The organism is Halobiforma lacisalsi AJ5, from assembly GCF_000226975.2.
GTDB lineage: Archaea > Halobacteriota > Halobacteria > Halobacteriales > Natrialbaceae > Natronobacterium > Natronobacterium lacisalsi.
Window position 1 is genome coordinate 2,664,399 of sequence record NZ_CP019285.1, and the last position, 26,162, is coordinate 2,690,560.

General features: G+C 67.1%; 28 protein-coding genes. 16 read left to right on the forward strand and 12 right to left on the reverse strand.

Going from position 1 to position 26,162, the window contains the following annotated elements; genetic code table 11:
• Positions 1–21: 21 nt before the first annotated feature.
• The gene (locus CHINAEXTREME_RS12865) at positions 22–642 is read left to right on the forward strand and encodes a toll/interleukin-1 receptor domain-containing protein (RefSeq protein ID WP_007141756.1); all 621 of its coding nucleotides are present in this window, start codon (positions 22–24) and stop codon (positions 640–642) included.
• 18 nt (positions 643–660) lie between these two features.
• Here the strand turns inward: CHINAEXTREME_RS12865 and CHINAEXTREME_RS12870 are convergent, their stop codons facing one another.
• On the reverse strand, positions 661–1,662 hold the full coding sequence (locus CHINAEXTREME_RS12870; RefSeq protein WP_007141757.1) for a J domain-containing protein: 1,002 nt from the start codon (positions 1,660–1,662) through the stop codon (positions 661–663).
• 340 nt (positions 1,663–2,002) lie between these two features.
• On the opposite strand from CHINAEXTREME_RS12870, the gene CHINAEXTREME_RS12875 reads away from it, so the two are divergent.
• The 3 genes from CHINAEXTREME_RS12875 (at position 2,003) to CHINAEXTREME_RS12885 (ending at position 3,873) form a co-directional block, all read left to right on the forward strand.
• The gene (locus tag CHINAEXTREME_RS12875) at positions 2,003–2,431 is read left to right on the forward strand and encodes a DUF3054 domain-containing protein (protein WP_007141758.1); all 429 of its coding nucleotides are present in this window, start codon (positions 2,003–2,005) and stop codon (positions 2,429–2,431) included.
• Positions 2,432–2,799: 368 nt separating this feature from the next.
• A complete protein-coding gene (locus CHINAEXTREME_RS12880) occupies positions 2,800–3,015 on the forward strand; it encodes a hypothetical protein (RefSeq protein ID WP_007141759.1) in 216 nt (71 codons plus the stop codon).
• Positions 3,016–3,183: 168 nt separating this feature from the next.
• The gene (locus tag CHINAEXTREME_RS12885; RefSeq protein WP_007141760.1) at positions 3,184–3,873 is read left to right on the forward strand and encodes a helix-turn-helix domain-containing protein; all 690 of its coding nucleotides are present in this window, start codon (positions 3,184–3,186) and stop codon (positions 3,871–3,873) included.
• A 160-nt stretch (positions 3,874–4,033) separates the two neighbouring features.
• Here the strand turns inward: CHINAEXTREME_RS12885 and CHINAEXTREME_RS12890 are convergent, their stop codons facing one another.
• Complete coding sequence (locus CHINAEXTREME_RS12890) at positions 4,034–4,417, reverse strand: helix-turn-helix domain-containing protein (protein ID WP_007141761.1); 384 nt, start codon at positions 4,415–4,417, stop codon at positions 4,034–4,036.
• A gap of 352 nt (positions 4,418–4,769) precedes the next feature.
• On the opposite strand from CHINAEXTREME_RS12890, the gene CHINAEXTREME_RS12895 reads away from it, so the two are divergent.
• Complete coding sequence (locus tag CHINAEXTREME_RS12895) at positions 4,770–7,250, forward strand: heavy metal translocating P-type ATPase (protein WP_007141762.1); 2,481 nt, start codon at positions 4,770–4,772, stop codon at positions 7,248–7,250.
• A 27-nt stretch (positions 7,251–7,277) separates the two neighbouring features.
• On the opposite strand, the gene CHINAEXTREME_RS12900 is transcribed toward CHINAEXTREME_RS12895, so the two are convergent.
• From CHINAEXTREME_RS12900 to CHINAEXTREME_RS12925, 6 genes are all read right to left on the reverse strand, one after another.
• Entirely contained in the window at positions 7,278–8,003 is a 726-nt protein-coding gene (locus CHINAEXTREME_RS12900; protein WP_029601648.1) for a serine-tRNA(Ala) deacylase AlaX, read from the reverse strand.
• Positions 8,004–8,220: 217 nt separating this feature from the next.
• Positions 8,221–8,928 carry a hypothetical protein gene (locus CHINAEXTREME_RS12905; RefSeq protein ID WP_007141764.1) on the reverse strand — a complete coding sequence of 236 codons (708 nt, stop codon included), beginning with the start codon at positions 8,926–8,928 and terminating at the stop codon, positions 8,221–8,223.
• 299 nt (positions 8,929–9,227) lie between these two features.
• Positions 9,228–10,976: a cytochrome c oxidase subunit I gene (locus CHINAEXTREME_RS12910; protein WP_007141766.1), complete on the reverse strand. Its 1,749-nt coding sequence runs from the start codon at positions 10,974–10,976 to the stop codon at positions 9,228–9,230.
• Positions 10,973–11,524 (reverse strand): cupredoxin domain-containing protein, encoded by a 552-nt coding sequence (locus CHINAEXTREME_RS12915; protein ID WP_007141767.1) that lies wholly within the window; start codon positions 11,522–11,524, stop codon positions 10,973–10,975. The genes CHINAEXTREME_RS12910 and CHINAEXTREME_RS12915 overlap by 4 nt, the downstream gene beginning before the upstream one ends.
• Before the next feature lie 6 nt (positions 11,525–11,530).
• A complete protein-coding gene (locus CHINAEXTREME_RS21890; protein ID WP_007141768.1) occupies positions 11,531–11,680 on the reverse strand; it encodes a hypothetical protein in 150 nt (49 codons plus the stop codon).
• 245 nt (positions 11,681–11,925) lie between these two features.
• Positions 11,926–12,645, reverse strand: a complete 720-nt coding sequence (locus CHINAEXTREME_RS12925; protein WP_007141769.1) for an SCO family protein — start codon at positions 12,643–12,645, stop codon at positions 11,926–11,928.
• 415 nt (positions 12,646–13,060) lie between these two features.
• Between CHINAEXTREME_RS12925 and CHINAEXTREME_RS12930 the strand changes: the two genes are divergently transcribed.
• From CHINAEXTREME_RS12930 to CHINAEXTREME_RS12955, 7 genes are all read left to right on the forward strand, one after another.
• Positions 13,061–14,911, forward strand: coding sequence for a cytochrome D1 domain-containing protein (locus CHINAEXTREME_RS12930; protein WP_007141770.1), 1,851 nt, complete (start codon positions 13,061–13,063; stop codon positions 14,909–14,911).
• A 73-nt stretch (positions 14,912–14,984) separates the two neighbouring features.
• Positions 14,985–16,157 carry a beta-propeller fold lactonase family protein gene (locus CHINAEXTREME_RS12935; protein WP_007141771.1) on the forward strand — a complete coding sequence of 391 codons (1,173 nt, stop codon included), beginning with the start codon at positions 14,985–14,987 and terminating at the stop codon, positions 16,155–16,157.
• A complete protein-coding gene (locus CHINAEXTREME_RS12940) occupies positions 16,154–17,068 on the forward strand; it encodes a YncE family protein (protein WP_238593275.1) in 915 nt (304 codons plus the stop codon). Before CHINAEXTREME_RS12935 ends, CHINAEXTREME_RS12940 begins: the two co-directional genes overlap by 4 nt.
• Complete coding sequence (locus CHINAEXTREME_RS22260) at positions 17,065–17,301, forward strand: YncE family protein (RefSeq protein ID WP_238593276.1); 237 nt, start codon at positions 17,065–17,067, stop codon at positions 17,299–17,301. Before CHINAEXTREME_RS12940 ends, CHINAEXTREME_RS22260 begins: the two co-directional genes overlap by 4 nt.
• Positions 17,298–18,575 (forward strand): radical SAM/SPASM domain-containing protein, encoded by a 1,278-nt coding sequence (locus CHINAEXTREME_RS12945; RefSeq protein WP_007141773.1) that lies wholly within the window; start codon positions 17,298–17,300, stop codon positions 18,573–18,575. Before CHINAEXTREME_RS22260 ends, CHINAEXTREME_RS12945 begins: the two co-directional genes overlap by 4 nt.
• Before the next feature lie 5 nt (positions 18,576–18,580).
• Positions 18,581–20,041, forward strand: a complete 1,461-nt coding sequence (locus CHINAEXTREME_RS12950) for a glutamyl-tRNA reductase (RefSeq protein WP_007141774.1) — start codon at positions 18,581–18,583, stop codon at positions 20,039–20,041.
• Positions 20,042–20,052: 11 nt separating this feature from the next.
• Positions 20,053–20,385: a 2Fe-2S iron-sulfur cluster-binding protein gene (locus CHINAEXTREME_RS12955; protein WP_007141775.1), complete on the forward strand. Its 333-nt coding sequence runs from the start codon at positions 20,053–20,055 to the stop codon at positions 20,383–20,385.
• A gap of 77 nt (positions 20,386–20,462) precedes the next feature.
• Here CHINAEXTREME_RS12955 and CHINAEXTREME_RS12960 read toward each other — a convergent pair whose 3' ends face one another.
• The 3 genes from CHINAEXTREME_RS12960 to CHINAEXTREME_RS21485 form a co-directional block, all read right to left on the reverse strand.
• On the reverse strand, positions 20,463–20,834 hold the full coding sequence (locus CHINAEXTREME_RS12960; RefSeq protein ID WP_029601653.1) for an ArsR/SmtB family transcription factor: 372 nt from the start codon (positions 20,832–20,834) through the stop codon (positions 20,463–20,465).
• A gap of 142 nt (positions 20,835–20,976) precedes the next feature.
• Positions 20,977–22,443: a heme o synthase gene (gene cyoE, locus CHINAEXTREME_RS12965; RefSeq protein WP_007141777.1), complete on the reverse strand. Its 1,467-nt coding sequence runs from the start codon at positions 22,441–22,443 to the stop codon at positions 20,977–20,979.
• A 314-nt stretch (positions 22,444–22,757) separates the two neighbouring features.
• A complete protein-coding gene (locus CHINAEXTREME_RS21485) occupies positions 22,758–23,000 on the reverse strand; it encodes a GNAT family N-acetyltransferase (protein ID WP_085946397.1) in 243 nt (80 codons plus the stop codon).
• On the opposite strand from CHINAEXTREME_RS21485, the gene CHINAEXTREME_RS21490 reads away from it, so the two are divergent.
• Together CHINAEXTREME_RS21490 and CHINAEXTREME_RS12975 are read left to right on the forward strand one after the other, a co-directional pair.
• Positions 22,999–23,349, forward strand: coding sequence for a hypothetical protein (locus tag CHINAEXTREME_RS21490; RefSeq protein ID WP_007141778.1), 351 nt, complete (start codon positions 22,999–23,001; stop codon positions 23,347–23,349). The genes CHINAEXTREME_RS21485 and CHINAEXTREME_RS21490 overlap by 2 nt on opposite strands.
• A gap of 26 nt (positions 23,350–23,375) precedes the next feature.
• Positions 23,376–24,389 carry a DHH family phosphoesterase gene (locus CHINAEXTREME_RS12975; protein ID WP_007141779.1) on the forward strand — a complete coding sequence of 338 codons (1,014 nt, stop codon included), beginning with the start codon at positions 23,376–23,378 and terminating at the stop codon, positions 24,387–24,389.
• 10 nt (positions 24,390–24,399) lie between these two features.
• Here the strand turns inward: CHINAEXTREME_RS12975 and CHINAEXTREME_RS12980 are convergent, their stop codons facing one another.
• Entirely contained in the window at positions 24,400–24,894 is a 495-nt protein-coding gene (locus tag CHINAEXTREME_RS12980) for an Hsp20/alpha crystallin family protein (protein ID WP_238593277.1), read from the reverse strand.
• A gap of 186 nt (positions 24,895–25,080) precedes the next feature.
• On the opposite strand from CHINAEXTREME_RS12980, the gene CHINAEXTREME_RS12985 reads away from it, so the two are divergent.
• Both CHINAEXTREME_RS12985 and CHINAEXTREME_RS12990 read left to right on the forward strand, forming a co-directional pair.
• The gene (locus tag CHINAEXTREME_RS12985; protein ID WP_007141781.1) at positions 25,081–25,761 is read left to right on the forward strand and encodes a type 1 glutamine amidotransferase domain-containing protein; all 681 of its coding nucleotides are present in this window, start codon (positions 25,081–25,083) and stop codon (positions 25,759–25,761) included.
• Between the two features lie 115 nt (positions 25,762–25,876).
• Positions 25,877–26,071 carry a hypothetical protein gene (locus CHINAEXTREME_RS12990; RefSeq protein ID WP_007141782.1) on the forward strand — a complete coding sequence of 65 codons (195 nt, stop codon included), beginning with the start codon at positions 25,877–25,879 and terminating at the stop codon, positions 26,069–26,071.
• Positions 26,072–26,162: the final 91 nt, after the last annotated feature.

Genomic DNA, 26,162 nt, shown 5'->3' on the forward strand with positions numbered 1-26,162 from the left:
AGGGGTAACGTACCTCAGTCAATGCCGGGGGAACAGCTCTACGTCTCGCACGCGCCGGGCGACGTCGAACTCGTCCAGGAGCTGTTCGCTACGGTCAAGAACTTCCCCATCGGGGTCCACGTCGCCCTCGAGGAGGTCGAGTCGGGCCGCTCGCGGAAGCGACTCGAGGGCCGGATCGCCAACAGCGACGTCGTCGTCGCAGTGTTGACCGAGCGTTCGGAGCACAACCAGTGGATCCATCAGGAGATCGGCTACGCCCGGGCGAAGGGGATCCCGATCGTTCCGATGTACGACAGCGAAAAGCGACGCGCCGGCTTCGTCGACGACGCGGAGGGCGTCGCGATCGATCGGGAGAACCCCTCGGTGACGGTGTTCAACCTGCTCAGTCGGCTCCGCAGCGAACTCGCGCCCCTCGGCGCGCTGTCGGTACCCAACTGGTACGTGCAGTTTCCCTGTACGGTTCCGAACTGTGAGCAACCGGTCGTCCTCGAGATCGACCGGGACCAGACGAAACTCTGGAAACTCCACCGCAACGGCCACCGGCTGTCGGCCGACTGTGACGGCTGTGGCTCGCGGTACTATTTCGACCCGGGGACGATCGGCTACCTCGGTCGCGAGGAACCGAACGGCCGCCGGCAGTAATCCGTGCCGTGTCGCCAGTTACGCGTCGTCCTCGGCTTCTCGCAACCGCTCGTAAGCATCGGTGACTAGCTGAAACGCCGAGCGGCTACCGCTCCGCCGATCGGGGTGCGCTCGCTTGACCTGCACACGGTAGGCCTCGTGGATCTCCTCGAGCGTCGCGTCGTCCCCCACGCCGAGGACCTCGCGGGCCCGCGTCGTCCGCATGGCCACCGACTCGAGGATACCGTTTTCCTCGGCCTCGTCCTTGCAGGCGGGACAGAGCCACTCGGTTCGGCCGTCGATCGTCGTGACGCGGTAGCGTTCGACGGCGACGGCGTCGCGACACTGCGTACACCGGTTTCGGGTTCGGTCTCGATCTCGGTCCCGGTCGGAGTCACAGTCGTCGGTCAGCGAGGAGCCGGTGCCATCGATGCCGTCGTCACTCGAGTCGGAACGGGAACTCGAGACGTCCGATGCATTCGTCGTCCCCGTCTCGGTCCGGGTGCTCGAGTCGGGCCCGGATCCGCTATCGCGGTCCACGCCGCCCGGCCGGAACACGTCGTCCCGTTTCGCAGCCTCGATCGCACACGACCGACAACAGGAGAGCGTCGTTCCGTCGGTCACCATGAGCGTCTCGAGGTCCGTCTCGGGAACGGACTGGGCACACCCGTCGCAGGTGGCTCGCTGGTGATCGATCGAGGAGTTACCGGTCGACTCCGTGACCCGAGTAGAACTCCCGGAGCGGGCGCTCGAGGTGCCGGTTCGCCCGGCGTTCGAGGAGTCGCCGGACCGGGGTTCGGAGCCGCCGGAATCGGGGGAGGAGGGGGTCGTGCGAGTACGGGAGCCGGAACGGGTGCGGGCCGAATCGAGCGGCGCCGAGCGGTCGTCGGCCCGGTCCGTCACCGCCCGCGCGTGTTCGGCACACTCGGGACAGCAGGTCACCCGCTCCCCGCCGGGCATCGTCACCGTCGTCGCCTCCGCTTCGGGGACTGTCCGATCACAGCCGTCACACGCGGTTCGCGTTCGTCGTTGCCCCGACACAGTCGCAGTGGTTCGCAGCCATCCCTTATGAGTCCTGTGTGGTAATTACGAAACGCGAAAACACCCGACGGGACGTCCACGAGCGGAGCGTAAGACCGGTCTACGGCCGCTCGAGGGACGAGTTCTGCTGACCGATGACCGATACGAATACCGAAGCGTCCCGAGAGGGACGTCTCGCCTGCAAGAGGTCAGTTCGTCAGTCGCCCGTTCCGTCGAACGACGTCGTTCGGACAGCGGTCGTCCGGCAGGCGTTCGCTCCCCATCGTCCGGCCGCGAACGGGCCGCGGGCGAAGCGTCGCGAACCGGGACACCGATAGTGCCGGGGCACCCATCGGTCGATATGGACACGGCAACTCGAGCCGGCACCGGACGCAGTCTCTTCGATCGAGACGCGCTACCGCTCGGTGTCGCCGATCTCGCGGTCCTCGTCGCCTTGATCCTCGTCGGACAGCGTTCCCACGACGTCAATATCGTTACCGAGCCGCTGGCATCGCTGGAGACTATCGTTCCGTTCGCGATCGGCTGGATCGCGGCATCGATTCTGGTCGGGCTGTACGCCCGCGGCGTCGCGACGACTCCCTCTCGAGTCGCCCGCCTGACGGCTGTGAGCTGGATCGCGGCGGCGAACGTGGGCTTCATCCTGCGTGGGTCGCCAGTGTTCGCGGGCGACGCACCGTGGACGTTTACGGTCGTCATGACCGGGACCGGGCTCGTCGCACTGGTCGGCTGGCGAGTCGCGTACGCCGTATACGCGACCCGATCGGCGTAACCCTCGGCCGGTCCGAGCCGGCCGGAACGCCCGATCGTCGACGGATGTATCACGAACAGAATACGAAAAATCCTCCCGCGAAACAAAGTGAATTATAGAATATTATAATTATGGGGCCGTTGCAAGTCATTCGACGCTCTTCAACTCGCCGCCTTCTTGCTTTTAATAAATTCCATCTGTCAGTTCCTACCTGTTCCTTGCCACTAATCCGGCCCGATACCGAAAATATTTCGTGGATATCCGTTGTCTAATAACCATCTCATAACTTATGAAAATCTAATCCAGTGAATATGTATTAGAAACGGGTCAAGTACTGGCCGATTATGGGAAACGCTTATATACGCGTTTCTCATACTATTGGATAGATTATGACTGGATATTACGACATCGTTCTCGGCCTCATCCCAGTCGCACTGCTCGGGATCACCGCAGCCCTCCTCGTCGTGGGCATGTCCTTTACCACGGCAGTCCCGATCGGCGCGTTCGTCTCGATGGGAATCATCGGCCACGCGATGTTCGTGAATACGCCTGCGGACGCCTCCGACGAGGCCCAGTCGGCCCGACCGCCCCTCAACGCGGACTAATCCAGTCATCCCTCGTCTCGTTTTCCTTCCGTTTCCACTCGTTCGACACCCGTCCTCGGCCGCGCTCGTATAGGGACGGGAAGCGTCTCCCCGCTACACCTGCCGTCGGTTCCCACCCAGTTGGAACGTGACCGATCATATATTCGCTCGAGAGCGGTGGATACGAACATGGCCACCGACGCTTCCGCAGCGACGAGTTCGGAGTCGAGGGGCACTCCGCTCGAGGCGACGCTACTCGTCGACCCGCCGGATTGTCCGCTCGCCCGGAAGGCCCCGAACGCGGCGGCGGTCTCCCAGACGCTGTCGTGTGCCGGTGACTGTCGCACCTGTCACAGTGAAGTGACGGTCGCGTCGCGAAATGCGAACGGGAAGGGGAATGGGAACGGGAACCGGACCGCAGGACGGGGCAGCGGTCGCAAGCGGATCCACACGTCGGCCGACATCGGGTCGGACTGTGTCTGCCCGGCGATCTCGGCCTTCGACTGCGTCTTCTCGCTCGAGTCCATCAGGGACGGATCGCTCGTCTTCACGATCGTCGTTCGCGACCGGGAGTTGATTACCGACATCGTCGCCGCGATCCGCGAAACCGGCGGCTCGGTGCGACTCGAGCGAATCACTACCGACGAAGCCGAAGCCGGAGCCGGAGCCGAGCGGGACGAGCCGTCGGTCGACGCGGCCGACATCACGGCCAAGCAGCGGGAGGCGATCGAACTGGCGGTAGAATTGGGCTACTACGACCGGCCCCGTCGGACGGACCTCCAGGAACTTGCCGATAGACTGGAGATTTCGCGATCGGCCGTCTCACAGCGACTCAACGCGGCGGAGTCGAAGTTGCTCAGATCGTTTCTCTCGTCGTGAGTCGGCGGTCGGAGAGCGCTCTCGTCGTCGGAGGAGAAAGCAAGGAGAGGACGACTCATACGGTTGCTGTCCGATGTACCGGCGCAACCGCGACCCGAGGGCGGTCACGCCGCGACTGACAACGAGTACGACGACGGGTCCCCTCTTATAGTAACCCGTATCAGCCGTTCGACGCCGACATCGCTCCCTCGAGGACGCTCTCGACGACCGTCGCCTCGGCCGAGCGGAGCCGCTGGGAGACCGCCGATTTCGAGATATCGAGCTCCTCGGAGAGCGCCTGGAGGTCGACCGATCGGGGCTGATCGTAGTATCCTCTCTTGAACGCCAACTCGAGGGCTTCCCACTGTTTCGGCGTCAGATCGCGGAGATCGACCCGGACGCTCGAGGGACGGCTCTGTGGCGGGACGAGGTCGTCGGCCCCACCGTCGGGGACGACGCGGGCGTCGACGACGTCGTCGACGCGATCGACGAGGTCCAGAATCGTTTCCTCGTCAGTCACGGTGACGGTGATCCGGAACCGGTCGTCAACCGACTCGTCGCTCATCGGCGGCCACCCCCGTTCGCGGGACCGACGGCTTCGAGAGGGCGAAAAGCCGTTTCCGGAAGCCAGTCTCCGGCATGGGCGGCGCATCCGGGGCGGGACCGCCGAGCGGTGGCCTCGAGCGCGACCCTCCGCCCGTTCTTGGGGCCCGGATATCCGGTCGCCCCGTCCCGGATCGGATAATGGCTCATACGTGTGGGAACGTACCCCGAACCGATTTAGCCACCTCTTTATATTACAGTTATTTATAAGGATCTCGCGAGTCCTGCCGGTTTTCGGCGTCTCAGGTACGGTATCCGTCGAACATATTCGTCACCACGTCTATCGGCCGAGTGGTCCAACGGTCGGTCAGGGGATGACCACCTGTTCACTCTGTGAGTTGCCAACGCCGGAGCAGCCGGTGACCGAGGAGGGCGTCGACGGCACCTTCTGCTGTCGTGGCTGTCTCGAAGTCAGCCGAACGCTTTCGGCGAGCGACGACCTCGACGTCGACCGCGAAGCTGTCAGGGAGCGCGCCCACGATTCCGACGGCGACGAGCACTGCGACGTCCCCGACGACGCCGAGGTGGCGTTTCTCTCGATCGACGGCATGCACTGCTCGACCTGCGAGGGGTTCGTTAGCCTGCTCGGTGAGCGAAGCGAGGGCATCCGCCGCGTCGAGGCCAGTTACGCCACCGACACCGCCCGCATCGTCTACGATCCCGACGACCTCGAGCGGACGGATCTCCCCGACACGCTGTCGGCACACGGCTACGACGCGCGGTTCCCCGACGAGGAGGTCGACGGCCGCACCCGGAACGACGACCTCATCCAGCGACTACTCGTCGGCGGATTCATGGCGATGCTGATCATGCCGTGGTACCTCTTCTACCTTTACCCCAGCTACGTCGGCCTCGAGACGGGAATTCTCACCGTCGACGCGACGACCTCGGTCGGGTTCTACCTGCCCATGGCCTTTATCGGTCTGATGACGGCCGTGGTCCTGTGTTACACCGGCTATCCCGTCCTCCGAGGAGCCTACGTCAGCCTCCGCGTTGGCCGGCCGAACATGGATCTGCTGATCGCGATCGCGGCGGTCGCAGCCTACGCCTACAGCACGGTCGCCCTCGCGATGGGCAGTATGCACCTCTACTACGACGTGACCGTCGCGGTGATCATGGTCGTCAGCCTCGGCACCTACTACGAGCGACGGATCAAGGGGCGGGCGACCGACCTCCTCTCGGATCTGACTGCCGCTCGGACCCGCGAGGCGACCCGTCGCACCGCGGGCGGCACGGAGACCGTCTCCGTCGACGACTTGGAGCCCGGCGACGAGGTCGTCGTCCGGCCGGGCGAACGGGTCCCGATCGACGGGCAGGTGCTCGAGGGCACCGCGGACGTCGACGAGTCGGTGCTGACGGGCGAGTCGCTGCCGGTCACCAAAGAGGTCGGCGACGCGGTCGTCGGCGGCGCGGTCGTCACCGACAGCGCGCTCGTGCTCGAGGTCGACGAGGACGCCGAGAGCACGCTCGACCGGATCGCCACGCTGCTGTGGGAGATCCAGAGCGAGTCCCCTGGCGTCCAGCGGTTCGCGGACAAGCTGGCGACGATCTTCGTTCCGTTCGTCCTCGTGCTCGCGACGGTCGTCACCGCCTACCGGCTCGCAACCGGGACGGCTCCAGCCGACGCCCTGCTGACCGGACTGACCGTGCTGGTCGTCTCCTGTCCCTGTGCGATGGGGCTTGCGACGCCGCTGGCGGTCGCGTCCGGGCTGCGCGATGCCCTCGAGCGCGGCGTCGTCGTCACGAATTCGGCACTGTTCGAGTCCGCGACCGCCGCGGACACGCTCGTCTTCGACAAGACCGGAACGCTGACCGAGGGCGAGATGGAGGTGCTCGCGGTCGACGGCGATCGGGATGCCGTCCGGAAGGCCGCGGCGGTCGAACGGCTCTCCGAGCACCCGGTCGCGGCCGCGATCACGGCGTACGCGGACGGACTCGAGGACGAAGATGCGGTGGCGACACCGGAGGCCGTCCGGGCCGACGGTGGCGTCGCCGACCCAGCCGTGGCGACGGAGCCGACCCCGCCAGGTGACTCGACCTCGAGCCCCCTGGGCCCCGTCGAGGAGTTCGAACGCCACCCCGGCGAGGGTGTCAGCGGCCGCGTCGACGGCGACCGCGTCGTCGTGGGTACGGTCGACCTCGTCGAACGGCTCGTCGGCTCCGTCCCCGACGACCTCGAGGCGACCGCGACGAAAGCGCGGGAGCGCGGCCGTCTACCCGTCGTCATTGGCTACGACGGCCGGGCACGGGCCGTCGCCGTCGTCGGGGACCGCGCCCGCGACGAGTGGCGCGACGTCCTCGAGGCGGTCGATGACCGCGAGGTCGTCGTCCTCACCGGCGACGACGAGTCGGCGGCCGAGGAGTTCCGGGATCACCCCGCGGTCGACCGGGTCTTCGCCGGCGTCCCGCCGGACGGCAAGGTCGAGACGGTCCGTCGGCTCTCGAGGGGTGGCGTCACAGCTATGATCGGCGACGGGACCAACGACGCCCCGGCACTGGCCGCGGCCGACCTCGGAATCGCGCTCGGCAACGGCACCGCGCGGGCGGCCGACGCCGCGGACGCGATCGTCACCGACAGCGACCTGCGGGACGTCCACACCGTGTTCGATCTGGCGGCGGGGACCCGACGGCGCATCCGCGAGAACATCGGCTGGGCGCTGCTGTACAACGCGGTCGCGATCCCGCTTGCCGTACTCGGGGCCATCAACCCGCTGTTCGCGGCGGTCGCGATGGCGACCAGCAGCCTGCTGGTAGTCAAGAACTCCTCACGCCCCGTAATCGGCGGCGATCCGTGACTCGAGGTCGACCGCCCGTCTTCGCCCTTAGCCGTCCGACAGTTCGAACTCGAGTCGCTCGACGTCCGCTCCTTTCGACGTCGTATCCGTGATCGTGATCCCGCCGAGTTCGCCGAGGCTCGAGACGTGCGTGCCGCCGCAGGGGCACATGTCGAAGTCCTCGATCTCGACGACCCGCAGCGGGTCGACGGAGTCGGGGATCATGTCGAGCAGCGCGCGCCCTTCGTCGACCTCTTCCTCGACAGTCGGTCGCGGTCGGTTCTCCTTGACTACCGGGAGGTCGCGCTCGATCGCCTCGTTGCTGCGGCGCTCGATGAGCGCGAGGTCGTCCTCGTCGAACGACGCGGGCTCGAAGTCGATCCGCGACCGGTCGGGGTACACCTGGTTGCCGGCGGTGCTCGCGCCGAACTCGTCGAGCACCACCCGGGACACGACGTGCTGGGCGGTGTGCATCCGGCTCAATCGTCGGCGACGCTCCTCGTCGATTCGACCCTCGACCGTCGTCCCTTCCGCCGGGGGCTCGCCGGATCGAAGCTCGATATCGTGGCGCACGTCGCCGTGATCTTTCTTGACGTCGACGACGTCCGCGACCCCGCCGTCCCACTCGAGGACGCCCCGGTCGGACGGCTGTCCGCCGCCCTCGGGGTAGAAGTAGGTGCCGTCCAGGAACACGCTGTCCCGGCTCGCTTCGGTGACGGTGGCCGTGAACGTCGTCACGTCGTCCGCGTCGGGAAGGTATCGAAGCTCGGTCACGGGTCGGGGTTGGACCTCGAGAAGCAAAGACGCTACCGGTCCGCTCGAGTCGATGGGCGAACCGACCGTCCCGGACCGTCATCGACTCCTCACCGGCGTGGGGTCCTGGTCGTCGAGGGACAGCAGTCGGAACGGGACCGATAAAAGAAAGCGGAGAGGAGCGACGGAGAAGGCGGAAGACGTCCCCTCGAGCGACGGCTGCGAATTATAGCCCGTACTACCCGGACTCGGATTCGGACGGAATCGACCCGATCCGTTTGACGCGCCGGTCGACCATCTCGCCGTCCTCGTCGACGAGTTCGACGACGAACTGGTCGTGTCCCGCGGCATCGATCTCGAACTCGTAGGGCGGTTCGTCGACGGTCGTGATCTCGCCGTCGGCGTCGGAGACGACCACGCGGTCGTACCCCTCCTCGTGGGAGATCGAACACGTGACGAGTTCGTCGGTCTTCGAACACTCGAGTTCGGGGGGTGCGACGCTCTGCGTGCCGTCGGTCGACGACGGCTGGAAGTCGAGTACCATGGGTCCGAACGGCATCGCCCCCAGCAGGATCACGAGGGCGAAGAACACGGCCAGGTTGATCTTGGAGCCGTGACGGGCGATCGTCCCGGTGACGCCAGTCGCCCCGGATCGACGGAGGCGGATGACCAGCGGCACGACGACGAAGTGGGTCAGCGGCCCCCACAGGATCAACACGAACCCGTAGGCCATCGTGTAGTACATGACCGTCAGGTCCGGCCGGTACGACAGCAGGAGGTTCGAGAAGGCCCAGAGCATGAGCCCGAACCACACCAGCGCGCCGCTTTTGAGGTAGCGCCAGACCGTCGTGTTGGTGTAGTAAACGTTCAACAGGTTGCGCCAGGCCTGTCTCGCTGTGCGTCGGACGATTCCGGGTCGTGAGGGAACGTGCTGCGAATCGGGCATGGATCGTCTGGTGATGTGTTGAGTGGATCGTATCGTGGCGAACGTCGCTCGAGTCGAGTCGGACGAGTTAGATCGGGTCGGTTCTCGGTTCACGGTTCACGTACCGGCTCGCCACAACGACGGGTCGGTACGGCGTGTGACGGTCGGGAACGGGACGACTAGCCGCCGTCAGCGAACGACGGCGGGAGAGGCGAACGGCGGGACGGGGAGGGGTGTCGGGACCGGATCCCGGTCGGAATCGGAATCCGATTCCGATCCCGGTTCCGAACCCGGATCCGAGGTCGGACCCACAGCCACGCTTACGCCCCGATCGACCACAGCTGCGTGAGCAGGAACCAGTTCAACGCGTACGCGACGACGAACACCCCCAGGAAGAACAGACAGAGCACGAAGGTGCCACGCATCTCGTAGGCGTGAACCGGGTCCTCCGGATCGGTCGCCATCTCGAGGCCGCCGTCGGCCACGAGGTCGCCGTTTCCACCGGGCTCGATCCGGTCGCCGAACAGCAGCGAGCCGACGGCAAGCAGGACGAACAGCGCGCCGCCGGTGATCGCCAGCAGCGCGAAGACGCCGAAGACGTTGAACAGCGGCGCGGCCTCAATGAGGCTGAAGTCGGTCCGCGGGATGTTCCGGACGACTTCCGCGGTCCGGCGGGGGATCCCGTAGAGGATGCCGAGGTACATCATCATCAGCGCGGTGACCGCCATCGCGCTGCAGTAGAGGTACGGCTGGAACGAGGCCAGTTTCGAGGAGACGAACTCCCGCATGAACATCGTCCTGATGACGAAGTAGACGACGCCCATGAACGTGACCGTCGTCCCGAGCACGACCGTGCTGTGGAAGTGGCCGACCGTCGCGAACGTGTTGTGCCAGCTCATGTTGAGCTGGAGCTGCCCCATCATCACGCCGGTGATGCCCCCGAGGAACCCGAACAGGATGATCGCGAAGATCGACGTCGAGAACATCGGGTTCTTCCAGGGCGCGGACGTGAGCCAGCCGAAGAGGCCGCCGCCCTTACCCCGCTTGCGGCGACCCGCCTCGAGGCCGGCGGGGATCGTGAAGGCGTGCACGAGGCTGGCGAAGGTCGCCCCGTAGAACGCGTAGGAGGTGTTCCAGACGCGCCAGCCGACCGAGAGCCCGGGGTCGACCATCAGGTGGTGGGCCGCGCCCAGGTTGATGAAGAACAGATAGAGGATAAACGCCGTCCGGGAGACCTTCTCGCTGACGACCTCGGCCCCGGCGAGGACGTGGGTGAAGAGGTACCAGACGGTGATCATGGCTACGAGGTTGATCTGCTGGGTGCCGTGGCCGATGATCCAGAACCACTGGCGGTAGACGCCGGCGTCGAACCACTCCGCGAGACCGAAGTTGTAGGCCAGCGCGCCCGCGAAGGCGACGAGACCGCCGACCAGCGCCTCGACGGCGATGATCCCGGTGACGAACGCGCCGAACGTGACCAGCGGCAGCGTGCCGCCGTTCTCGCGTTTCTCGTACCAGATCGTCAGGAAGAACGGCAGCGCCGCGACGACGATCCCGACGATGTAGACGATCGCACCGGCGTAGAACAGCGGGTTGACCTCGAGGGGAACGTACGCGGTCAGCAGCGGCGCGTTGTCGGCGACCGGGTTCCCGGAGGCCGTCCAGATGGCGTAGTAGATCGTCAGGACGCCGGCCATCATGACGACGTACCCGACCTTCGCCAGGGACGGTAGCGGCAGTTTGCGCCCGAGCACCATCGGGCCGCCGACGTAGAGGATCGCGACCTCCATGAACACGATCCAGAACAGGAGCATGCTCCAGGCGTGCATGCTCAGGTGCTTGTAGTAGTCACCCGGCTCGAGGAAGCCGATGAGCTCCCACCGGGTGGTGGCGACGGTGGTCGCGAAGATACCGCCGATCAGCAGGAAGACGACCGCAGTCACCCCGAACAGTTTGACGTGGTTCTCGACGGACCGGTGGATGTCGAAGCCGGTCACCGAACACGTGCGGAACCCGTCGTCGTCGTACTCGTTGTCGAACCAGCCGAAGACGTCGAGCGCGTGCGTCATTGTGAACCCTCCTCGACGATGATCGTTCCGTGCATGCCGCGGTGGCCCTCGCCACAGAACTCGTTACAGAGCACGTGGTAGGTCCCGGGTTCGTCGAATTCCATGGGGACGATCCACTCTTCGCCGGGCATCACGTGCAGGTTGATCTGCTGGCTCAAGGCGTGTTCCGGGCGGATCGAGAAGCCGTGCTGGACGTCGTACGAACTCAGGTGGAAGTCGTACTCCTTGCCGGTCTCGAGGACGACCGGGAGCCCGTCCCAGTCGAAGCGCTGGCCGACGACGAAGACGTCGTCGCCGTCGGGGACGTACGCGCCGTCCTCGCGCTCCTCGGCGGCGTCTTTGAAGGCGTCGACTTTCTCCCGGAGTTCGTCCTCGGTGACGCGGTAGGTCTCGCCGATCGGGTTCTGGTCGCCGATCCGGGTGAACGCGCTCATCCACCCGAACAGTACTAGCGCCCAGCCGACGCCGAGCCCCAGCCAGATCGATTCACGTCTGTTGACGGGTTGGTCCCACCAGTTTCCTTTCGGCGGTTTGATCGGTGACGTCATCCTGAATCACCCCGATGGAATCGTCAGTAGATCCAGCATCCCCCAACCGGAGTACGACAGCGCGAAAAACAGCAGCGCTGCCGCGGCGAGAAGCCAGATTCGATTGTACAACCGTTGCATGAACGGTATCTCCTCTCCGTTGTCTGTGGTCGTCATAGCTCGCTCCAGGCGGAACTCGGTATCCAACCCCCCTATTCATTCTCCCGTACATATTCGATAGATCAGGTAGCAGTAGTTATTGGATCATCTACTATATTTATTGAACCAATATATTTCCGTGAAGAATTAGATGGACAGCGATGCGACGAGCGGTTGTCCGATCCCTGCCACGTCGGACCGATCGCCGGTCCCAACAGGCCTCGCGACCTCGAGTCGGGCTGCGACAGCCCGCGTCTACCGGTTCACCACTTCTCGAGCAGCGTTCGGACGTCGTCGACGACGTCCGCCGGCGTGGGCACGTCACCGGTGTAGGCGCGTTCGACGTGGCCGCCCTCGTTGACGACCAGCACCAGGTTGGTGTGCATGAACGCCATCCCGTCCGCGTCGTCCGTTTCCGCGAACGTGACCCCGAACGTGTCGTCGACGACGTCCGTGGCCGCTGCCGGCGTCTCCGGGCGCAGCGTGTACCAGTTTCCGGCGTCGTCGTCGACGCCGTGGTCCTCCTCGTACGCCGCCAGCACTTCCGGCGTGTCGTGTTCCGGGTCGAACGTGACCGGACACAGGGTTACGTCGTCCGCGTACCCCTCCTCGAGCGAGTCCGCCTGGACGTGCACGAGGTTCGCCATCAGGCCGGGACAGGCCGACGAGCACCGCGTGAACAGGAACGTGTACAGCGAGTGGCGCTCCCCGACGAAGTCGGTCGTGGTGACCTCCCGGTCGGCCAGCGGCGCGGGGATCGTCACCTCGGGCACCTCGTCGCCGTAGGTCGGGTGGGGAAGTTCCGCGGCGACGTCCTCGTCGTAGCCCTCCGGCGGCGACAGGACGACGTCGTCCCGGTCGGCAGCCCGGAGATCGGTACAGCCGGCGGTCGCCGCGACTGCGAGGGTTCCTCCGGTCCCGGTCGCTTTGAGGAACGACCGCCTGTCGAGGGCCGGCGTCGAAGGGACGTCGTCGGAGGCCATGGTCTCGAGCGAGAATCGACGCTTCTGTCGCTAATACCCTCCCCCGAGTTCCCGCTAGACAGGAAGGAACCGGAACGCGTTCGGGTCGGGGTTGACGTGTGTGACTCGAGTCGTGACCGTGATCGGTGCTCGAGCGCGCCGGGACACGCCGGCGGGCACACGCGAAGAAAACGTTGGGTCCGGCGAGACAGGTCGTATGCCCGCCGCGTCTCGCGCGTGCGTGGCTGCCCTTGTCGGGGGTTATGAACCTCGAGGCGAACCGCTTCGCCACCCATCCCAGTGAGTGAGTATGGACGCGAATTGTTCCGCATCGGTTCTCAGCGGGTGGGGGTCGTGTTCCGATACCAAGTGTTCACTGTAGTGATCGTCGCCTGTAGCGACCCGTACGACCGATCCGCGTTCGGAACCGACAGCCATGTCAGAGAGCGAACATCCATCAGACGACGCGAAGACGACGGCGGAACGAATCGAGCGAATCAAGAAAGCCTACGCGATGCGGGTAGACGACGCCGAGGAGATGGGGATCGACGAGCAGTTGGATTTCCCGGACTGGATCGACCTCGACCTACCGGAGCGGCGTCGGTTCCTGGCCGGAACCGCTGCGGCCGGGACGGCGGCCGTCGCCGGCTGTATGGGGGACGAGGAGCCGGCCGACGGGACCGAGACCGACGACGGCGAGGACTCCGAAGGTGGGTCCGGAGGTGACGAAGACGCCGAACTCCATGAGTTCGAGATGCGGGCCTACCAGTGGGGCTTCGAACCCCAGGAGATCCAGGTTCCCGAAGGAGCGAAGGTCAAGATCGACTTCGTCGAATCGACGTTCGAGGAGAACCCCGATTTCAACCTCCACGACTGGCACCTCCTCGAGCCCTACGACGAACACGTCGGTCTGGAGGAGGACACCGATCCGGACTCGGTCAGCCAGTCGGTCGAGTTCATCGCCGACGAACCCGGTCGTCACCTCTACGAGTGTACGCTGTACTGCGGTTCGGGGCACGCCCAGATGGAGGGGGAACTCTTCGTCGGCGACGAGGCCGCCGAGTTCGACTACCGAAAGATCGAGGACGTCGAGACGACCCACGAGATCCTCAACGAGGAGAGCGAACTGCCCCAGGAGCCGCAGTTGGTCGACGACCTGACGGACATGTTCGCGGTCGTCGAGCGGGGGAACGCCTCCGTGTCCTACGTCGACATGGAGAACCACGAGAAACTCGGTCGGATCGAGGACGTCGGCCACGCGATCCACGTGACCGAGTTCCACCGCGACATCCCCGAGAACGAACGCGAGGGCGCATACATGTACACGATGGCCCGCGACGGCTATCTGTACAAGCTCGACCTTTTCGGGCTCAACCGCGTCGCACGCGTCCGGGTCGGGACCGACGCCCGCGACCTCTCGCTCAACCGCACCAACGACTACCTCATCGCGGGGCTGTACAACCCCGGACAGCTGTTCGTCGTCGACGCGGAGACGATGGAGCCGCTCAAGCAGATCACTACCCAGGGGATCGACCTCGACGGCCAGTTCGTCGAGAGTCGGGTCTGTGCGCTGTACGACGCGCCCCACTATGGGGTCTGGGTCGCCGCGCTCAAGGAACTCGGCCAGGTGTGGCTGATCGACTACACCCAGGACGACTTCCCCGTCGTCGAACAGATCGACTGCGCCCGGACCCTGCACGACGGCTTCTTCACCAAGGACGGCCGCTACTTCATGCTGGCCTCCCAGACCGACAACGTCATGTCGATCATCGACCTCGAGGAGCAGGAACTTGTGAAGAACCTCGAGGTCGGCGCAGTGCCGCACCCGGGGCCGGGCGCGCTCGACGCCGAGCGCCACCGCGCGTTCACGACCCACATCGGCGACGACGTCGTCGCTGCCTGGGACACCGATACCTGGGAACTCGAGAAGCTGATCGACGTCCCCGGCGGCGGCCTGTTCCTGCGCGACCACCCGGACTGCGACTACATCTGGTGTGACGTCGCGCTGCGGGACGACCCCGAACTCGATCAGCTGGTGTACGCGATCGACCGCGAGACCCTCGAAGTCGCGTTCGAGGTGGAGACCGGAAGCGACCACGCCATCCACCCGATCTTCTCCAACGACGGCCAGGAGGTGTTCGTCAGCCACTGGGCCGAGGGGGAGATTCACGTCTACGACAGCCACACCGGCGAACACATCGAGGAGGTCGAAGGCGACTTCACCGACTGTACGGGTAAGTTCCCGATGCGACGCGCCAAGAAGTTCGCCATGGACTGGGACGCCTGACGCCGAGAGCTGAACGATCGACTCGCACCGCACCACACCCTCACTTACCCTCCATCTCAGCCACCGTCTTCCCATGACCCGATCCGAATCCGGACCCACCGCGACCGCCGAACCCGACTCGAGCGTACCGCCCGACGACCTGGCGTTCGTCAAACTGATGCGCGACACGGGCGTCGCCGCGATCGACGTCCGTCGTGGCGACCACGTCGCGACCGTCGGCGACGGGCGCCACCCGCACGGGCTGGCGGTCGCCCCGAACGGCGAGCGGGTGTACGTCGCGTTCGCGGGCTCGAGCACGGTCGAAGCCGTCGACCTCGGCTCGCTGTCGACGGTCGAGCGAACCGACGCCGTCGGGACCGCGCCGATCGGGATCGAAGCCTCCCGCGACGGGCGCTACCTGTTCGTCACCGGGTACGGCGAACTGCCCGACGGCGACGGCCCGGGGCTGACGGTCCTCCGGACGCTCGAGTCGGCCGACGGGGAAGCTACCGCACTCGAGCCCGTCGCCACCCGCGAGATCGGGAAGTGCGCCGGCGCCGTCGTCGATCGATCTGGGGACCTCTGGGTGGCGCTGAAAGCCGACGATGCGGTGGTCCGGATGGACGCCGAACCCCCGTTCGAGGTTCGCGACCGGTTTTCCGTACCGGGGGATCCCCAGGACCTGGCGTACGCGCCGTCGGTGGGGCTACTGGGGGTGAACAACGTCGAGGACGGAAGCGTCTCGTTCCTCGACCTCGAGCAGCGGGAACTCGTCGGGACCGTCGACGCGCTGAACCCGCGAGGGGGCGTCGTCTCCGCCGCGCACGATCGCTGGTTCGTCGGAAACACCGAGGGCGACGGCGTGACGGTGATCGACGTGGCCGGTGAACCGACGCCGCTCGAGCGACCCTCGCTCGGCACGCCGACGGCGTTTCCCGACGTGACCCCCGACGGCGAGTACGCGGTCGTCGACGCCTACGAAGACGACCGCGTGACGTTCCTCGATGTCGAGACGCTCGAGCCCGTCGCACGGGTACGAACGGGTCCGGAACCCCGCCATCCGCGATTCGGCGCGGACGGCCGTCGCTGCTACGTCCCGAACGTGAGCGGGGATTCTTTTTCGGTGCTAGACACGAGACCACTCGTTCGGACGACAGAACGACCGCCGACCGTCGAGGCGACGATCGAACTCCCCGAGGACAGCGCCCCCTCGAGTTGTTTCCTGACCGAGGGCGCGACCGGTTTCGATTTCGGTGATTCGCCATGACACGATCCACGCAGACCCAAACCGAGACGACCCGGGCGGACGCGCCCGACACGGAAACCGCGGACGGAGAGCGGGGCAGAGACGGCCTCGCGATCGTCAAAAACGCGGGTAGCAGCCACTTCAGCGCCGTCGACCTGGCGACCCGCGAGGTGATCGCCCAGGTCGGCGACGGCAGCTACCCCCACACGGCCGTCTTCCACCCGGACGGGAGACACGCGATCCTGCTGTACATCTCGAGTTCGCACCTCGAGGCCGTCGACCTGGAACGGATGAAGACGGTCCAGCGGATCGACGACCTCGGGGTCGCGACCGTCGGGAGCGCGCTGACCGACGACGGGAAACGGCTGTTCGTCGGGACGGCGGCGGAGTTGCCCGACGACGTCGACCCCGGGGTAGTGGCCTTCCGGGTCCACGGCGCGGACGGCGACGACGCGCTCCGACTCGAGCGGATCGGCACGACGACGCTCGGTCGCTGCGCCGGGATGTGTACCGGCCCGAACGGACTCGTCTACGTCGCCGAGAAGAACGCCGGCGAACTGATCGCGCTGTCGCCGACGGCCGAGTTGTCGGAACTCGAACGCTACCAGGTCGGGGACGATCCCCACGACATCTACCCGGTCCCGGGGACCGACCTGATCGCGGTCAACAACGCGGGCGAGTCGTTCGCGACGTTCGTCGACGCCGCCCGGGGCGAGGTTCGGACGACGGCTCCCACGGGCGAGAACCCACACGGCATCGCGTTCGCCGACGGCCCCGGCGGGCGGCGGGCCTACGTCCCCGCCCGTGACGACGATCGGCTCCCGGCGGGCGCCCGACCGCGTTCGTCGACGTCGGCACGGCGACCGGCTTCGCCGCGACCGCGGCTGACGATCGGTACGTCTTGGTCGACTCCTACGACGAGGCGCACGTGACGATCGTCGACGCCGAGACGCTGTCGGTCGCCGGCCGGGTCGAGGTCGGCGGCGAACCCCTGCACGTGGTCGTCTCGCCCGACGACCGCGAGTGTTACGTCGGCAACATGGATCGCTCCTCGGTGGCCGTCCTCGACCTCGAGCCGCTGCGGGCCGACCGCCCGGCTGACGTGACGGTCGTCGATCGAATCGACGGACTCGGCGAGATGCCGAGCGGAATCTTCCAGCCATGATCGACCTCACCAGATTCGTCAACGGCATCGACAACCGCCCCGAGGGGATGAAGTACGAGCGGACGTTCGGGGGAGGGGAGGACGGCGAGCGCGGCGACCAGTCCCAGGACGAGGGCGACGACTCGCCCCTCGTCCCGCTCGTCGTCTGGAACACCACGCCCGCCTGCAACCTCCGGTGTCAGCACTGCTACTTCGGCGCGGTCGACAGCCGTTCGGACGAGGAGCTCTCGACCGCAGAGGCGAAGGCGTTCATCGACGACCTCGCGGCGGCGAACGTCCCCGTGCTGGTGTTCAGCGGCGGCGAACCGTTCGTCCGGGAGGACATCGCCGAACTCGCAGCCTACGCCGACCGGCAGGGGATGCGGACCATCGCCTCGAGCAACGGCACCTACCTCACCCCCGAGCGCGCGGAGGCCGTCGCCGACGCGGGGATGGCCTACGTCGGGGTCTCGCTGGACGGCGTCGGCGACACCCACGACGAGTTCCGCGGCAAGGAGGGCTCGTTCGAGGCGGCCCTCGAGGGGATCGAGAACGCCCAGGACGCCGGGATGAGCACTGGGATCCGATCGACGATGACCCGCGAGACGATCGCGGACCTCCCCGACCTCGTCGATCTGGCCGTCGACCTCGAGGTCGACCGGCTCAACGTCTTCCACCTGATCTACACGGGCCGGGGCGGGACGATCACCGACACCGATCTCCCGTTCGAGCGCACCCGGGAGATGGTCGACTACCTCTTCGAGCGCACGCTCGAGTTGGCCGAGACGGATCCCGGCATGCAACTGCTCTCGGCGGGCAACTACGCCGACGCGGTCTACCTCTACCGGAAGATCCAGCGCGAGTTGCCCGAACGGGCCGACCGCGCCCGCGAGTTGCTGTTCGAGGACGGCCCCGGCCGCGTCGTCAAGAAGGGCGACGGCGGCCCGAAGGTGGTCAACATCGACTACCGCGGCGACGTCCACCCGAGCATGTTCCTGCCGACGATCACGATGGGCAACATTCGCGAGCGGCCGCTCGAGGCGGTTCTCGAGGACAGCGACGTCTGGTCGAAACTCGCCGAACCGAGCCGCCACCTCGAGGGGCGGTGCGGCGAGTGTCCGTTCAAGGAGGTCTGCGGGGGCAACTCCCGGGCCCGGGCGGTCGCCGAGAACGGCGACCTCTGGGCCGAGGACCCGCGGTGTTACCTGACCGACGAGGAACTCGGCCTCGGCGAGGGAGAGAGCGGGACCGTCCAGGAGCCGACCGACGTCCCGACCGACACGCTTCGAACCTGAGAACCATGTCAGATCCGATCCAATCCCGGCGTTCGGGGTCGCGCTCGAGATCGCAGTCCCGATCCCCCGCTCGGTCGCGTTCGCCTTCGTGCTCGAGCGAGAGCGGGACCGAGAGCGGAAGCCAGACGACCGCTTCGGCGTCGCCCTCCCCCTCGAGATCCGGGGCGAGGGAAGGCGCCGCGGGCGCCGCGAGCGACGGGGAACCGCGATCGATCGAACGGCTCGCCTGTCTGACCGTCGCGGGCCACGACGGCTCGCTCGAGCGGATCGGCGACCTCGCGCCCGACGACCCGGTCGCGGCCGCGGAGTCGGTCGTCGCGACGGATCGGATCACCGAGTGTTTCGTGCTCACGACTTGCAACCGCGTCGAAGTCTACGTCGGCGGACGGTCGCCGTCGGATCTGCCGAACGCCCTCGAGGCCGCCCGACGGACGCTGTCGCTACCCGCCGACGCCGCAGTCGGGCGGATCCACACCGGCCTCGACGCCGTCGGGCACCTGTCGCGGCTCGCGGCCGGGCTCGAGAGCCCGATCCTCGGCGAGGACGAGATCATCGGGCAGCTTCGCCGTGCCCTCGAGGCCGCGGACGAGGCGGGGCTGGTCGACGGCGTCGTCGGCCGGGCGGCGGAGTGTGGGCTCCGCGCCGGCCGCGCCTGCCGGGCCGAGACGGGGATCGCCGACGGGCGCCTCGACTACGGAACGGCGGCTCGCGACCTTCTCGCCGGGAGCGTCGACGCGCCCGAACGGATCGCCGTCGTGGGCGCGGGCGAGGTGATCCGGGCGGCCGTCGACGCGATCCGCGAGCGTTGGCCCGGGGTCAGGATCGACGCCGCGAACCGCACCGTCGAACGGGCACGCGACCTCGCGACCGGGGACGGCGTCGCCGTCGGCCTCGAGTGCATCGACGAAATCGTCGCCCCGGCGGACGCGGTCGTCGCGGCGACCGGGGCCGACGAGCCTGTCGTCGGGACCGACGCGCTCGCGGACGGCGAGGCGACGCCGACTGCGGTCGTCGACCTCGGCAACCCCGCGGACGTCGATCCGGCGCTCGCCGAGCGGCCTGCCATCGAGTACTGGTCGCTCGCGGACGTCCAGCGGCTCGCCAGCGACCGGACGAGCCGTCGACGGGCGGTACCGGAGGCAGAGGCGCTGATCGACGAGCATCTGATCCGGTTCGTCCGGCGGGAACGCGAGAACCGCGCCGAGGAGACGCTGCGGGCGCTGCACGAACACGCCGCGGCGGTTCGCGAGGCCGAACTCGAGCGCGCCCGGAACCGCCTGCGCGACGGCGAGGCCGATCCCGAACGGATCCTCGAGGAGTTCGCCACCTCCTTCGCCGGCCGGCTGTTCGGACCGCCGACGGACCGGCTCCGCGAGGCGGCCCGGGAGGACGATCCCGAGTTGCTGCGGGCAGCGCGCGAACTGTTCGAGCTATCGATCGCCGACGAAAGCGACGCGGACGACTGAAGAACGCAGCCATGCCAACGATACGCTTCGACGGCGAACGGATCGAGTGCGAGGACGGCCGCAACCTCCTGCGGGCGCTCCCCAGGGGTGCACTCTCGAGTGCGACCCCCGTCTCGCTGTGCGGCAACGGCGTCTGCGGCATGTGTGCCGTCACCGTCGAGGGAGAGACGAACGAGTTGACGGAGGCGGAGCGGAATCGGCTGTCGGAGCCGTGCGAGGACAGTCCCTGCGAGGGAGGAGACGGAAACGGAGACGGAGACGAAACCGACGTCGACCGATCTCGGCGTCGGTTGGCCTGTCAGACCGAAGTCCACGGCGATCTCGAGGTCACGATGGACGAGTAGCGCGGGTTCGTCGCGAGCCATCCGTTGGGCCCGCAGCGGCGATCGTGAACGTGAACGTGATCGCGGTCCTGCGCCAGTTAGAGGTCCGGGTTGCAGAACACGTTCTTGCCACCCTTGCGACAGTCGATACGGAGTTCGCCGTCGCTGGTCACGGAAACGCGGTCGATCCGTCGCACGTATCGGGCCGGCTGGTCGACGTTCGGCCCCTGATCTAGCTCGCGGATCAGGCCGGCCTCCTCGAGCTTCGAGAGCTTCCGGTAGGTCGTCGAATCCGGCAGATCGAGTTCCGCGGCTAGCTCTCGAGCGGTAGTCGGGAGCTCGATCGCCTCGTAGATGCGTCTGGCCGTCGGGTCGGCGATCGTGTCGACGATCAGCGACGGGTCACAGCCCTGTTCCCACGCTCGTTCGGCACCGTTGCAGGGTTTCGCTGGATCGGTTGACTTGCTCATACGAGCGTCTAGGACGTGAACGTGGTTTACGACCGTGTCCGGTTCCCAGTCTTCGGGATTCGACACGAATGGGTTCGTCCGGTAAAACGGGGCTACAAGAGGGAATCGAGGAAACCGGGGTCCGGTACGGACGGGCCCGGTGTCAGGCGACGACGATCGTCTCGAGGACGATCGCGACGAGGATCGCTCCGAGGTAGTAGTTCGAGACGTAGAACGACCGGAGCGCCGCGTCGTCGGTCGATTCGCGGTACTGGCGGACGACCGACCGGAGGAAGACGGCCCCGAGCGCGACCGACGTCACCGTGTAGAGCCAGCCCAGCCCGGCGAGCCAGCCCAGCAGGCTCGCCGAGAGCAACGTCGCCCCGAGGAAGAGGAGGACGTGTCGCCGGGCCGTTAGCACGCCCTCGACGACGGGGAACATCGGGAAGCCGCCCCTGGCGTAGTCCTCGCGGTACGCGATCGCGAGGCTGTAGAAGTGGGCGGGGGTCCACCAGAAGATGACTGCGGCGAGCACCACGGCGGGGAGACCGACGCTGCCGGTGACCGCCGCCCAGCCGATCAGCGCGGGCAGGGCTCCCGCACCGCCACCGAGTACCGTGTTCCAGGCCGTGTTCGGCTTCAGTACGGCGGTGTAGAGGACCGAGTAGTACGCGATCGCGGCGAGGGTCAGCCCCGCGGCCAGGGCGTTCACCCAGGTCAGCATGACGGCTATCGAGGCGGCGACGAGGCAGATCGCGAACGCGACGGCGTTGCGGACTGGGACGAGGTCGTGGACGAGCGGCCGATCGTTCGTCCGGTCCATCTTCCGGTCGCGGTCGCGCTCGAGGACGTGGTTGAACGTTCCCGATGCGCCGATCGCCAGCACGCCGCCGAGCAGCGTCGCGGCGACCGTGCTTACGGCGACCGACTCGCCGGTGACCGTCGCCAGTCCGACGCCCGCCAGCGCGACCAGACAGAGCAGCCACATGAGTTTGGGCTTGGTCAGCGTCAGATACGCGCCGGCCGTTCGCCGGAGCCGTTCGATCGTTCCCAGGTCCTCGATCCGAACCTCGGTCGATGGTTCCGCTTCGGGCCCGTCGGCGGGATCCCCGGCCGGAGCCGAGGTCAGCGTGGGGTCCGATGCGATCGGTTCAGTGAGGTCGGTCTCCCCCTGCTCGCGCTCGAGCGCGCGATTCTCCAGTGTCACCGCCAGCGCGCCCAGCAGGCCGCCGAAGATGGCCATCGCGAAGACGAGGTGCGCGACGCCGACGAGCGTCGAGGCACCGAGTACGAGCGCGGCCCCGAGCGCGACCTGGACCGGGAAGAGGACGACGGCGACCGCGATGCCGGCCTTCGCGCGGCGGTCGACGTCGAGTCGCCACGCGGCGAGGGCGGTCGCGACGACGAGGAGGCCGGCCGCGAGTGCGGCAGCGCGGTGGCCCCAGAACAGCAGGGCGTCGCCGGTCATCGGTCCGATCGTCCAGTCGCTCGAGCAACTGGGCCAGGTCGTACAGGAGGAGCCGCTCCCGGTCGTTGACACGGCAGTTCCGAGGGCGATCAGCAGATAGGCGGCGATGGCAGTCGCCCCGAGCAAATCTCCGAACCGTCGACGATCGATTGGTGGCATCATAGTGTCCGTCCCTCGAGTCGCGGGTGTTCGAGCGTACGAGTGTCGCGTGCCGGTTTCCGTCGGCGGATCGGGTATCGATTCGCGTCGCTTTCGCTATCGCGCCATCCTGCGAGCGCAGTCCCCCATTGCCGACGGCGGTCGATCGGCCGTGCCGCCGAAACCGACGGCACGGCGTCCGTATTCGGAGGGACGAACGGGGCTCCCCTATGTCTCCCCCCGAACCGGTTCGGGAGACGATACGGGCACCTGACGGCCGGGTACGCGAGAACTCCGGCGGCCGGTCGACCGCTCGCCGGTCGACTCGAGCGGGCCAATCAGGAAAGCGTCGTCCGCATCAGCACGGCGGGAACGTCGACCCCCGCACCGGCGGGGCCAGCGATGTCTATCTCCCGCACGTGCTCGAACCCGGCCACTTCGTAGAACCCGACGGCGTTGAGCGAGGCGTGGACCGTCACCGTCTCGTAGCCCTCCTCGCGGGCGACGGATAGCAGGTGATCGACGATTTCCCGCCCGACCCCGGACCTCGCATGTTCGGGGTCGACGAACGTCGCTGCGATGACGGCCGAACCGTCCTCGAGGTGGACTGCCCCAGCCGACGACCGAGCCGTCGCGTTCGGCGACGACCGGTCGGGTTGCGTCGCCGTCGAACTCCTCGTCGGGGATCCCGTCGTCCGGGAGCAGGGGACCCAGCCCCAGTTGCTCCCCGGTGTACCGGTCGGCCGCGCGCCGTCGGAGGGCGTCGGCCTCTATTCGTGCCAGCTCGAGAGCGTCGTCGCGGGACGCGGTCGGATCGAGACCACGGGCGTCCCCTCGTCGTCCGGCAGTATAGTGGTTTCATTGACACGTTCGCCGGTGCGGGCGAGCAGCGAATTCGCCACTTCCCGACTCACGCCGACGCTGGGTTGAAACCGCTGCTTCCCGTACGTTCGAACATGAGCCGCGCGGCAGACCTCGCCGCGGTCCTCGAGTCGACCGAGTCGCTCGCGATCGTCTGTCACGACGATCCGGACCCCGACTGTCTCGCGAGCGCGCTCGCGCTCGAAGCGATCGCCCTCGATACCGGGGTCGACGAGGTGACGATCGGGTACGGCGGCGAGATTTCCCACCAGCAAAACCGCGCGTTCGTCAACATGCTCGAGATCGACCTCGGGCACGTTTCCTCGGTCGCGCTCGAGGACCACGAACGGGTCGCGTTCGTCGACCACACCCGGGCCGGCGGGAACACGGAAGTCTCCGAGGTCGAACCCGACATCGTCGTCGACCACCATCCGGATCCGAACGCGGACGGCTCCGACGAAGTCACGTTCGCGGACGTCCGGACCGAGTCCGGCGCGACGGCGACCATCTTCGTCGAGTACCTCACCGATCTCGAGGTCGAGTTGACGACGCGACTAGCTTCGGCCCTGTTGTTCGCCCTCCATCGGGAACGGCTCGACTTCGTCCGGGATCCGACGCGCCGGGAGTACGAGGCCGCGCTGGCGGTCTACCCGGAGGCGGACCTCGAGACCCTCGAGCAACTGTACGGCAGCGCGTTCTCACCGGCGACGCTCGACGCGATCGGCCGGGCGATCGCGACCCGGGACCGACGCGGTTCCTCGATGGTCGCGAGTGCAGGCAAGACGGCCGAGAGCGACGCGCTCCCACAGGCTGCGGACTACCTGCTCAATCTCGAGGGGGTCGACACCGTCCTCGTCTACGGCATCGTCGGCGACGGGATCCGAATAAGCGGCCGTTCGATCGACCCCCGCGTCCACATGGGCGAGACGCTCATCGAGGCGTACGGAAAACTCGGAGAGGTCGGGGGGCACCACGACATGGCCGGCGGCCGGATCGAACTGGGGCTGTTCGCCGACGACGCCGACGACGCGGACGCGCTGCTCGAGTTCGCCGGCGATCGACTCTCCCGACGCTTCTTCGAGGCGCTGAACCTCGAGCGCGAGGAGTGACGCGGGAACGTCAGTCGACCTCGATTTCGGTCGCCTCCATCGTCGACGCGTACTTCGGGAACCGGACGGTCAACACGCCGTCGTCCAGTGACGCCGTCGCGTCGTCGGTCGCGACCGGCTCCGGGAGGCGAACGCGGCGGGCGAACGACCGGGCGGTCCGCTCACGTCGGAGGTAGGCGGGCGCTGTCCGGTCGTGGACCGATTCGGTCGCCGATCTCGAACGACGGTGATCCCCGCCGCGGTCCCCCCGAATCGTCAGCGTCTCCCCCTCGAGCCGAACCGTCAGATCGTCGCGCTCGTACCCCGGTACGTCGGCCACGACGAACAGTTCGTCGCCCGCGTCGACGAGATCGATCCGGATTCCCGTCCATCCCGCCGCGAGATCGAGTCGGCTCCGCTCGTCGACGGTCCGGGTGTACGTCCGCACGGCGTCCTCGAGTCGCTCACCGACTTCGGTCAGCAAGGTCTCGACCGCCGCTTTACCCCGGTCTTCGAGATCGTCCAACGGCGCGGAACGCGGTAGCATGGGTATAGGTTGCTACGTGCTGCCGGGTCAAAAGGGCGGGTGCGGTGGCTTCGCAGAGTCCCGCCGGATACGATCGACCGTGACTCGAGCGGGTTAGCTCCTCCGGAGGCGGCAGAGGCGAGGGCAGGGCTGGACGTTTTTACCGTGCTCGGCGTACCGATGGGTATGACATCGGCACTGTTCGTCGTCAGCGAGGAAGGCTACTGGGGAGAGGAGTGCGTCGAGCCCCTCGAGACGCTGTCGGATGCGGGGGTCGAGATCACGGTCGCGACGCCGTCCGGATCGCCGCCGGTAGTCGACGAGCGCTCGATCGACCCCGACGAGGTCGGCGAGGAGACCGCCGAACACGTCCGCGAGGTCCACGAGAACGACGAGCGACTGAACGATCCGATCCCGACCGCTCGAGCCGACGCCGAGGCCTACGACGCCGTCGTCTTCCCCGGCGGCCACGGCACCGCATGGGACGTCAACCAGGACAGCGACGCGCGCCGTCTCCTGCGGGACACCGTCGAGGGCGACGACGGGAAGGCACTGGTCGTCTGTCACGCGGTCGGCATCCTGGCGTTCGCCCGCGACAGCCACGGTGCGTTCATCGTCAACGGTCGCGACGTGACCGGCTTCCCCAACGAGTGGGAGGAGGGCATCGTCGACGAGAACGACTGTATGCCGAGCGGTCGCAAACTCCCCTACTGGGTCGAGGACGAGGTCAAAGCGGCCGGCGGCAACTGGGACGCCGAACTCGAGAGCGACACGAGCGTCACCGTCGACGGCGACCTGCTCACCGGTCGGGGCCCCGGTTCCTCGTCGGCGGCGGCGGAGACGCTGCTCGAGGAACTCGACGTGTAGGGCGCGACACGGCCTGAGACGGCGGCACTCGACCTGTCGGATCGAATCCTGTCACTGGATCGATGCGTCGGTCCTGGAACGAGGACGTTATGCCCCTCGCGCTCCGAGGACGGTCGTGGCCCCTCCAAACCCGAACGCAGACGCCGCGGATCCGAACGCCGCCACCCCGACGTCCCTCGAGAGCCGAAGTTATCGTATCACCGTCGACGACGGGCGAGAATCGTTCTTCGCGCTCAGCATCGAGGACACCGCCAGGGACGACGCGTGGCTCATGTCCGACACTGTCGTCGCCCTCGAGAGCATGCGGTGACCGGCTGGAGTTCGCCAACGACCGGTGGATACCGTCGAGAACCGAACTCGAGCGCCTGGCGTGAATCAGTCCCTTTTTACGAGACGCCAGG

What these genes read in the sequence shown, in the direction of transcription:
- CHINAEXTREME_RS12865 (WP_007141756.1), top strand. Translation starts at nt 22, where the DNA reads ATGCCGGGGGAACAGCTCTACGTCTCGCACGCGCCGGGCGACGTCGAA.
- CHINAEXTREME_RS12875 (WP_007141758.1), top strand. Translation starts at nt 2,003, where the DNA reads ATGGACACGGCAACTCGAGCCGGCACCGGACGCAGTCTCTTCGATCGA.
- CHINAEXTREME_RS12880 (WP_007141759.1), top strand. Translation starts at nt 2,800, where the DNA reads ATGACTGGATATTACGACATCGTTCTCGGCCTCATCCCAGTCGCACTG.
- CHINAEXTREME_RS12885 (WP_007141760.1), top strand. Translation starts at nt 3,184, where the DNA reads ATGGCCACCGACGCTTCCGCAGCGACGAGTTCGGAGTCGAGGGGCACT.
- CHINAEXTREME_RS12890 (WP_007141761.1), bottom strand. Translation starts at nt 4,417, where the DNA reads ATGAGCGACGAGTCGGTTGACGACCGGTTCCGGATCACCGTCACCGTG.
- CHINAEXTREME_RS12895 (WP_007141762.1), top strand. Translation starts at nt 4,770, where the DNA reads ATGACCACCTGTTCACTCTGTGAGTTGCCAACGCCGGAGCAGCCGGTG.
- CHINAEXTREME_RS12905 (WP_007141764.1), bottom strand. Translation starts at nt 8,928, where the DNA reads ATGCCCGATTCGCAGCACGTTCCCTCACGACCCGGAATCGTCCGACGC.
- CHINAEXTREME_RS12910 (WP_007141766.1), bottom strand. Translation starts at nt 10,976, where the DNA reads ATGACGCACGCGCTCGACGTCTTCGGCTGGTTCGACAACGAGTACGAC.
- CHINAEXTREME_RS12915 (WP_007141767.1), bottom strand. Translation starts at nt 11,524, where the DNA reads ATGACGTCACCGATCAAACCGCCGAAAGGAAACTGGTGGGACCAACCC.
- CHINAEXTREME_RS21890 (WP_007141768.1), bottom strand. Translation starts at nt 11,680, where the DNA reads ATGACGACCACAGACAACGGAGAGGAGATACCGTTCATGCAACGGTTG.
- CHINAEXTREME_RS12925 (WP_007141769.1), bottom strand. Translation starts at nt 12,645, where the DNA reads ATGGCCTCCGACGACGTCCCTTCGACGCCGGCCCTCGACAGGCGGTCG.
- CHINAEXTREME_RS12930 (WP_007141770.1), top strand. Translation starts at nt 13,061, where the DNA reads ATGTCAGAGAGCGAACATCCATCAGACGACGCGAAGACGACGGCGGAA.
- CHINAEXTREME_RS12935 (WP_007141771.1), top strand. Translation starts at nt 14,985, where the DNA reads ATGACCCGATCCGAATCCGGACCCACCGCGACCGCCGAACCCGACTCG.
- CHINAEXTREME_RS12940 (WP_238593275.1), top strand. Translation starts at nt 16,154, where the DNA reads ATGACACGATCCACGCAGACCCAAACCGAGACGACCCGGGCGGACGCG.
- CHINAEXTREME_RS12945 (WP_007141773.1), top strand. Translation starts at nt 17,298, where the DNA reads ATGATCGACCTCACCAGATTCGTCAACGGCATCGACAACCGCCCCGAG.
- CHINAEXTREME_RS12950 (WP_007141774.1), top strand. Translation starts at nt 18,581, where the DNA reads ATGTCAGATCCGATCCAATCCCGGCGTTCGGGGTCGCGCTCGAGATCG.
- CHINAEXTREME_RS12955 (WP_007141775.1), top strand. Translation starts at nt 20,053, where the DNA reads ATGCCAACGATACGCTTCGACGGCGAACGGATCGAGTGCGAGGACGGC.
- CHINAEXTREME_RS12960 (WP_029601653.1), bottom strand. Translation starts at nt 20,834, where the DNA reads ATGAGCAAGTCAACCGATCCAGCGAAACCCTGCAACGGTGCCGAACGA.
- cyoE (WP_007141777.1), bottom strand. Translation starts at nt 22,443, where the DNA reads ATGATGCCACCAATCGATCGTCGACGGTTCGGAGATTTGCTCGGGGCG.
- CHINAEXTREME_RS21490 (WP_007141778.1), top strand. Translation starts at nt 22,999, where the DNA reads ATGACGGCCGAACCGTCCTCGAGGTGGACTGCCCCAGCCGACGACCGA.
- CHINAEXTREME_RS12975 (WP_007141779.1), top strand. Translation starts at nt 23,376, where the DNA reads ATGAGCCGCGCGGCAGACCTCGCCGCGGTCCTCGAGTCGACCGAGTCG.
- CHINAEXTREME_RS12985 (WP_007141781.1), top strand. Translation starts at nt 25,081, where the DNA reads ATGACATCGGCACTGTTCGTCGTCAGCGAGGAAGGCTACTGGGGAGAG.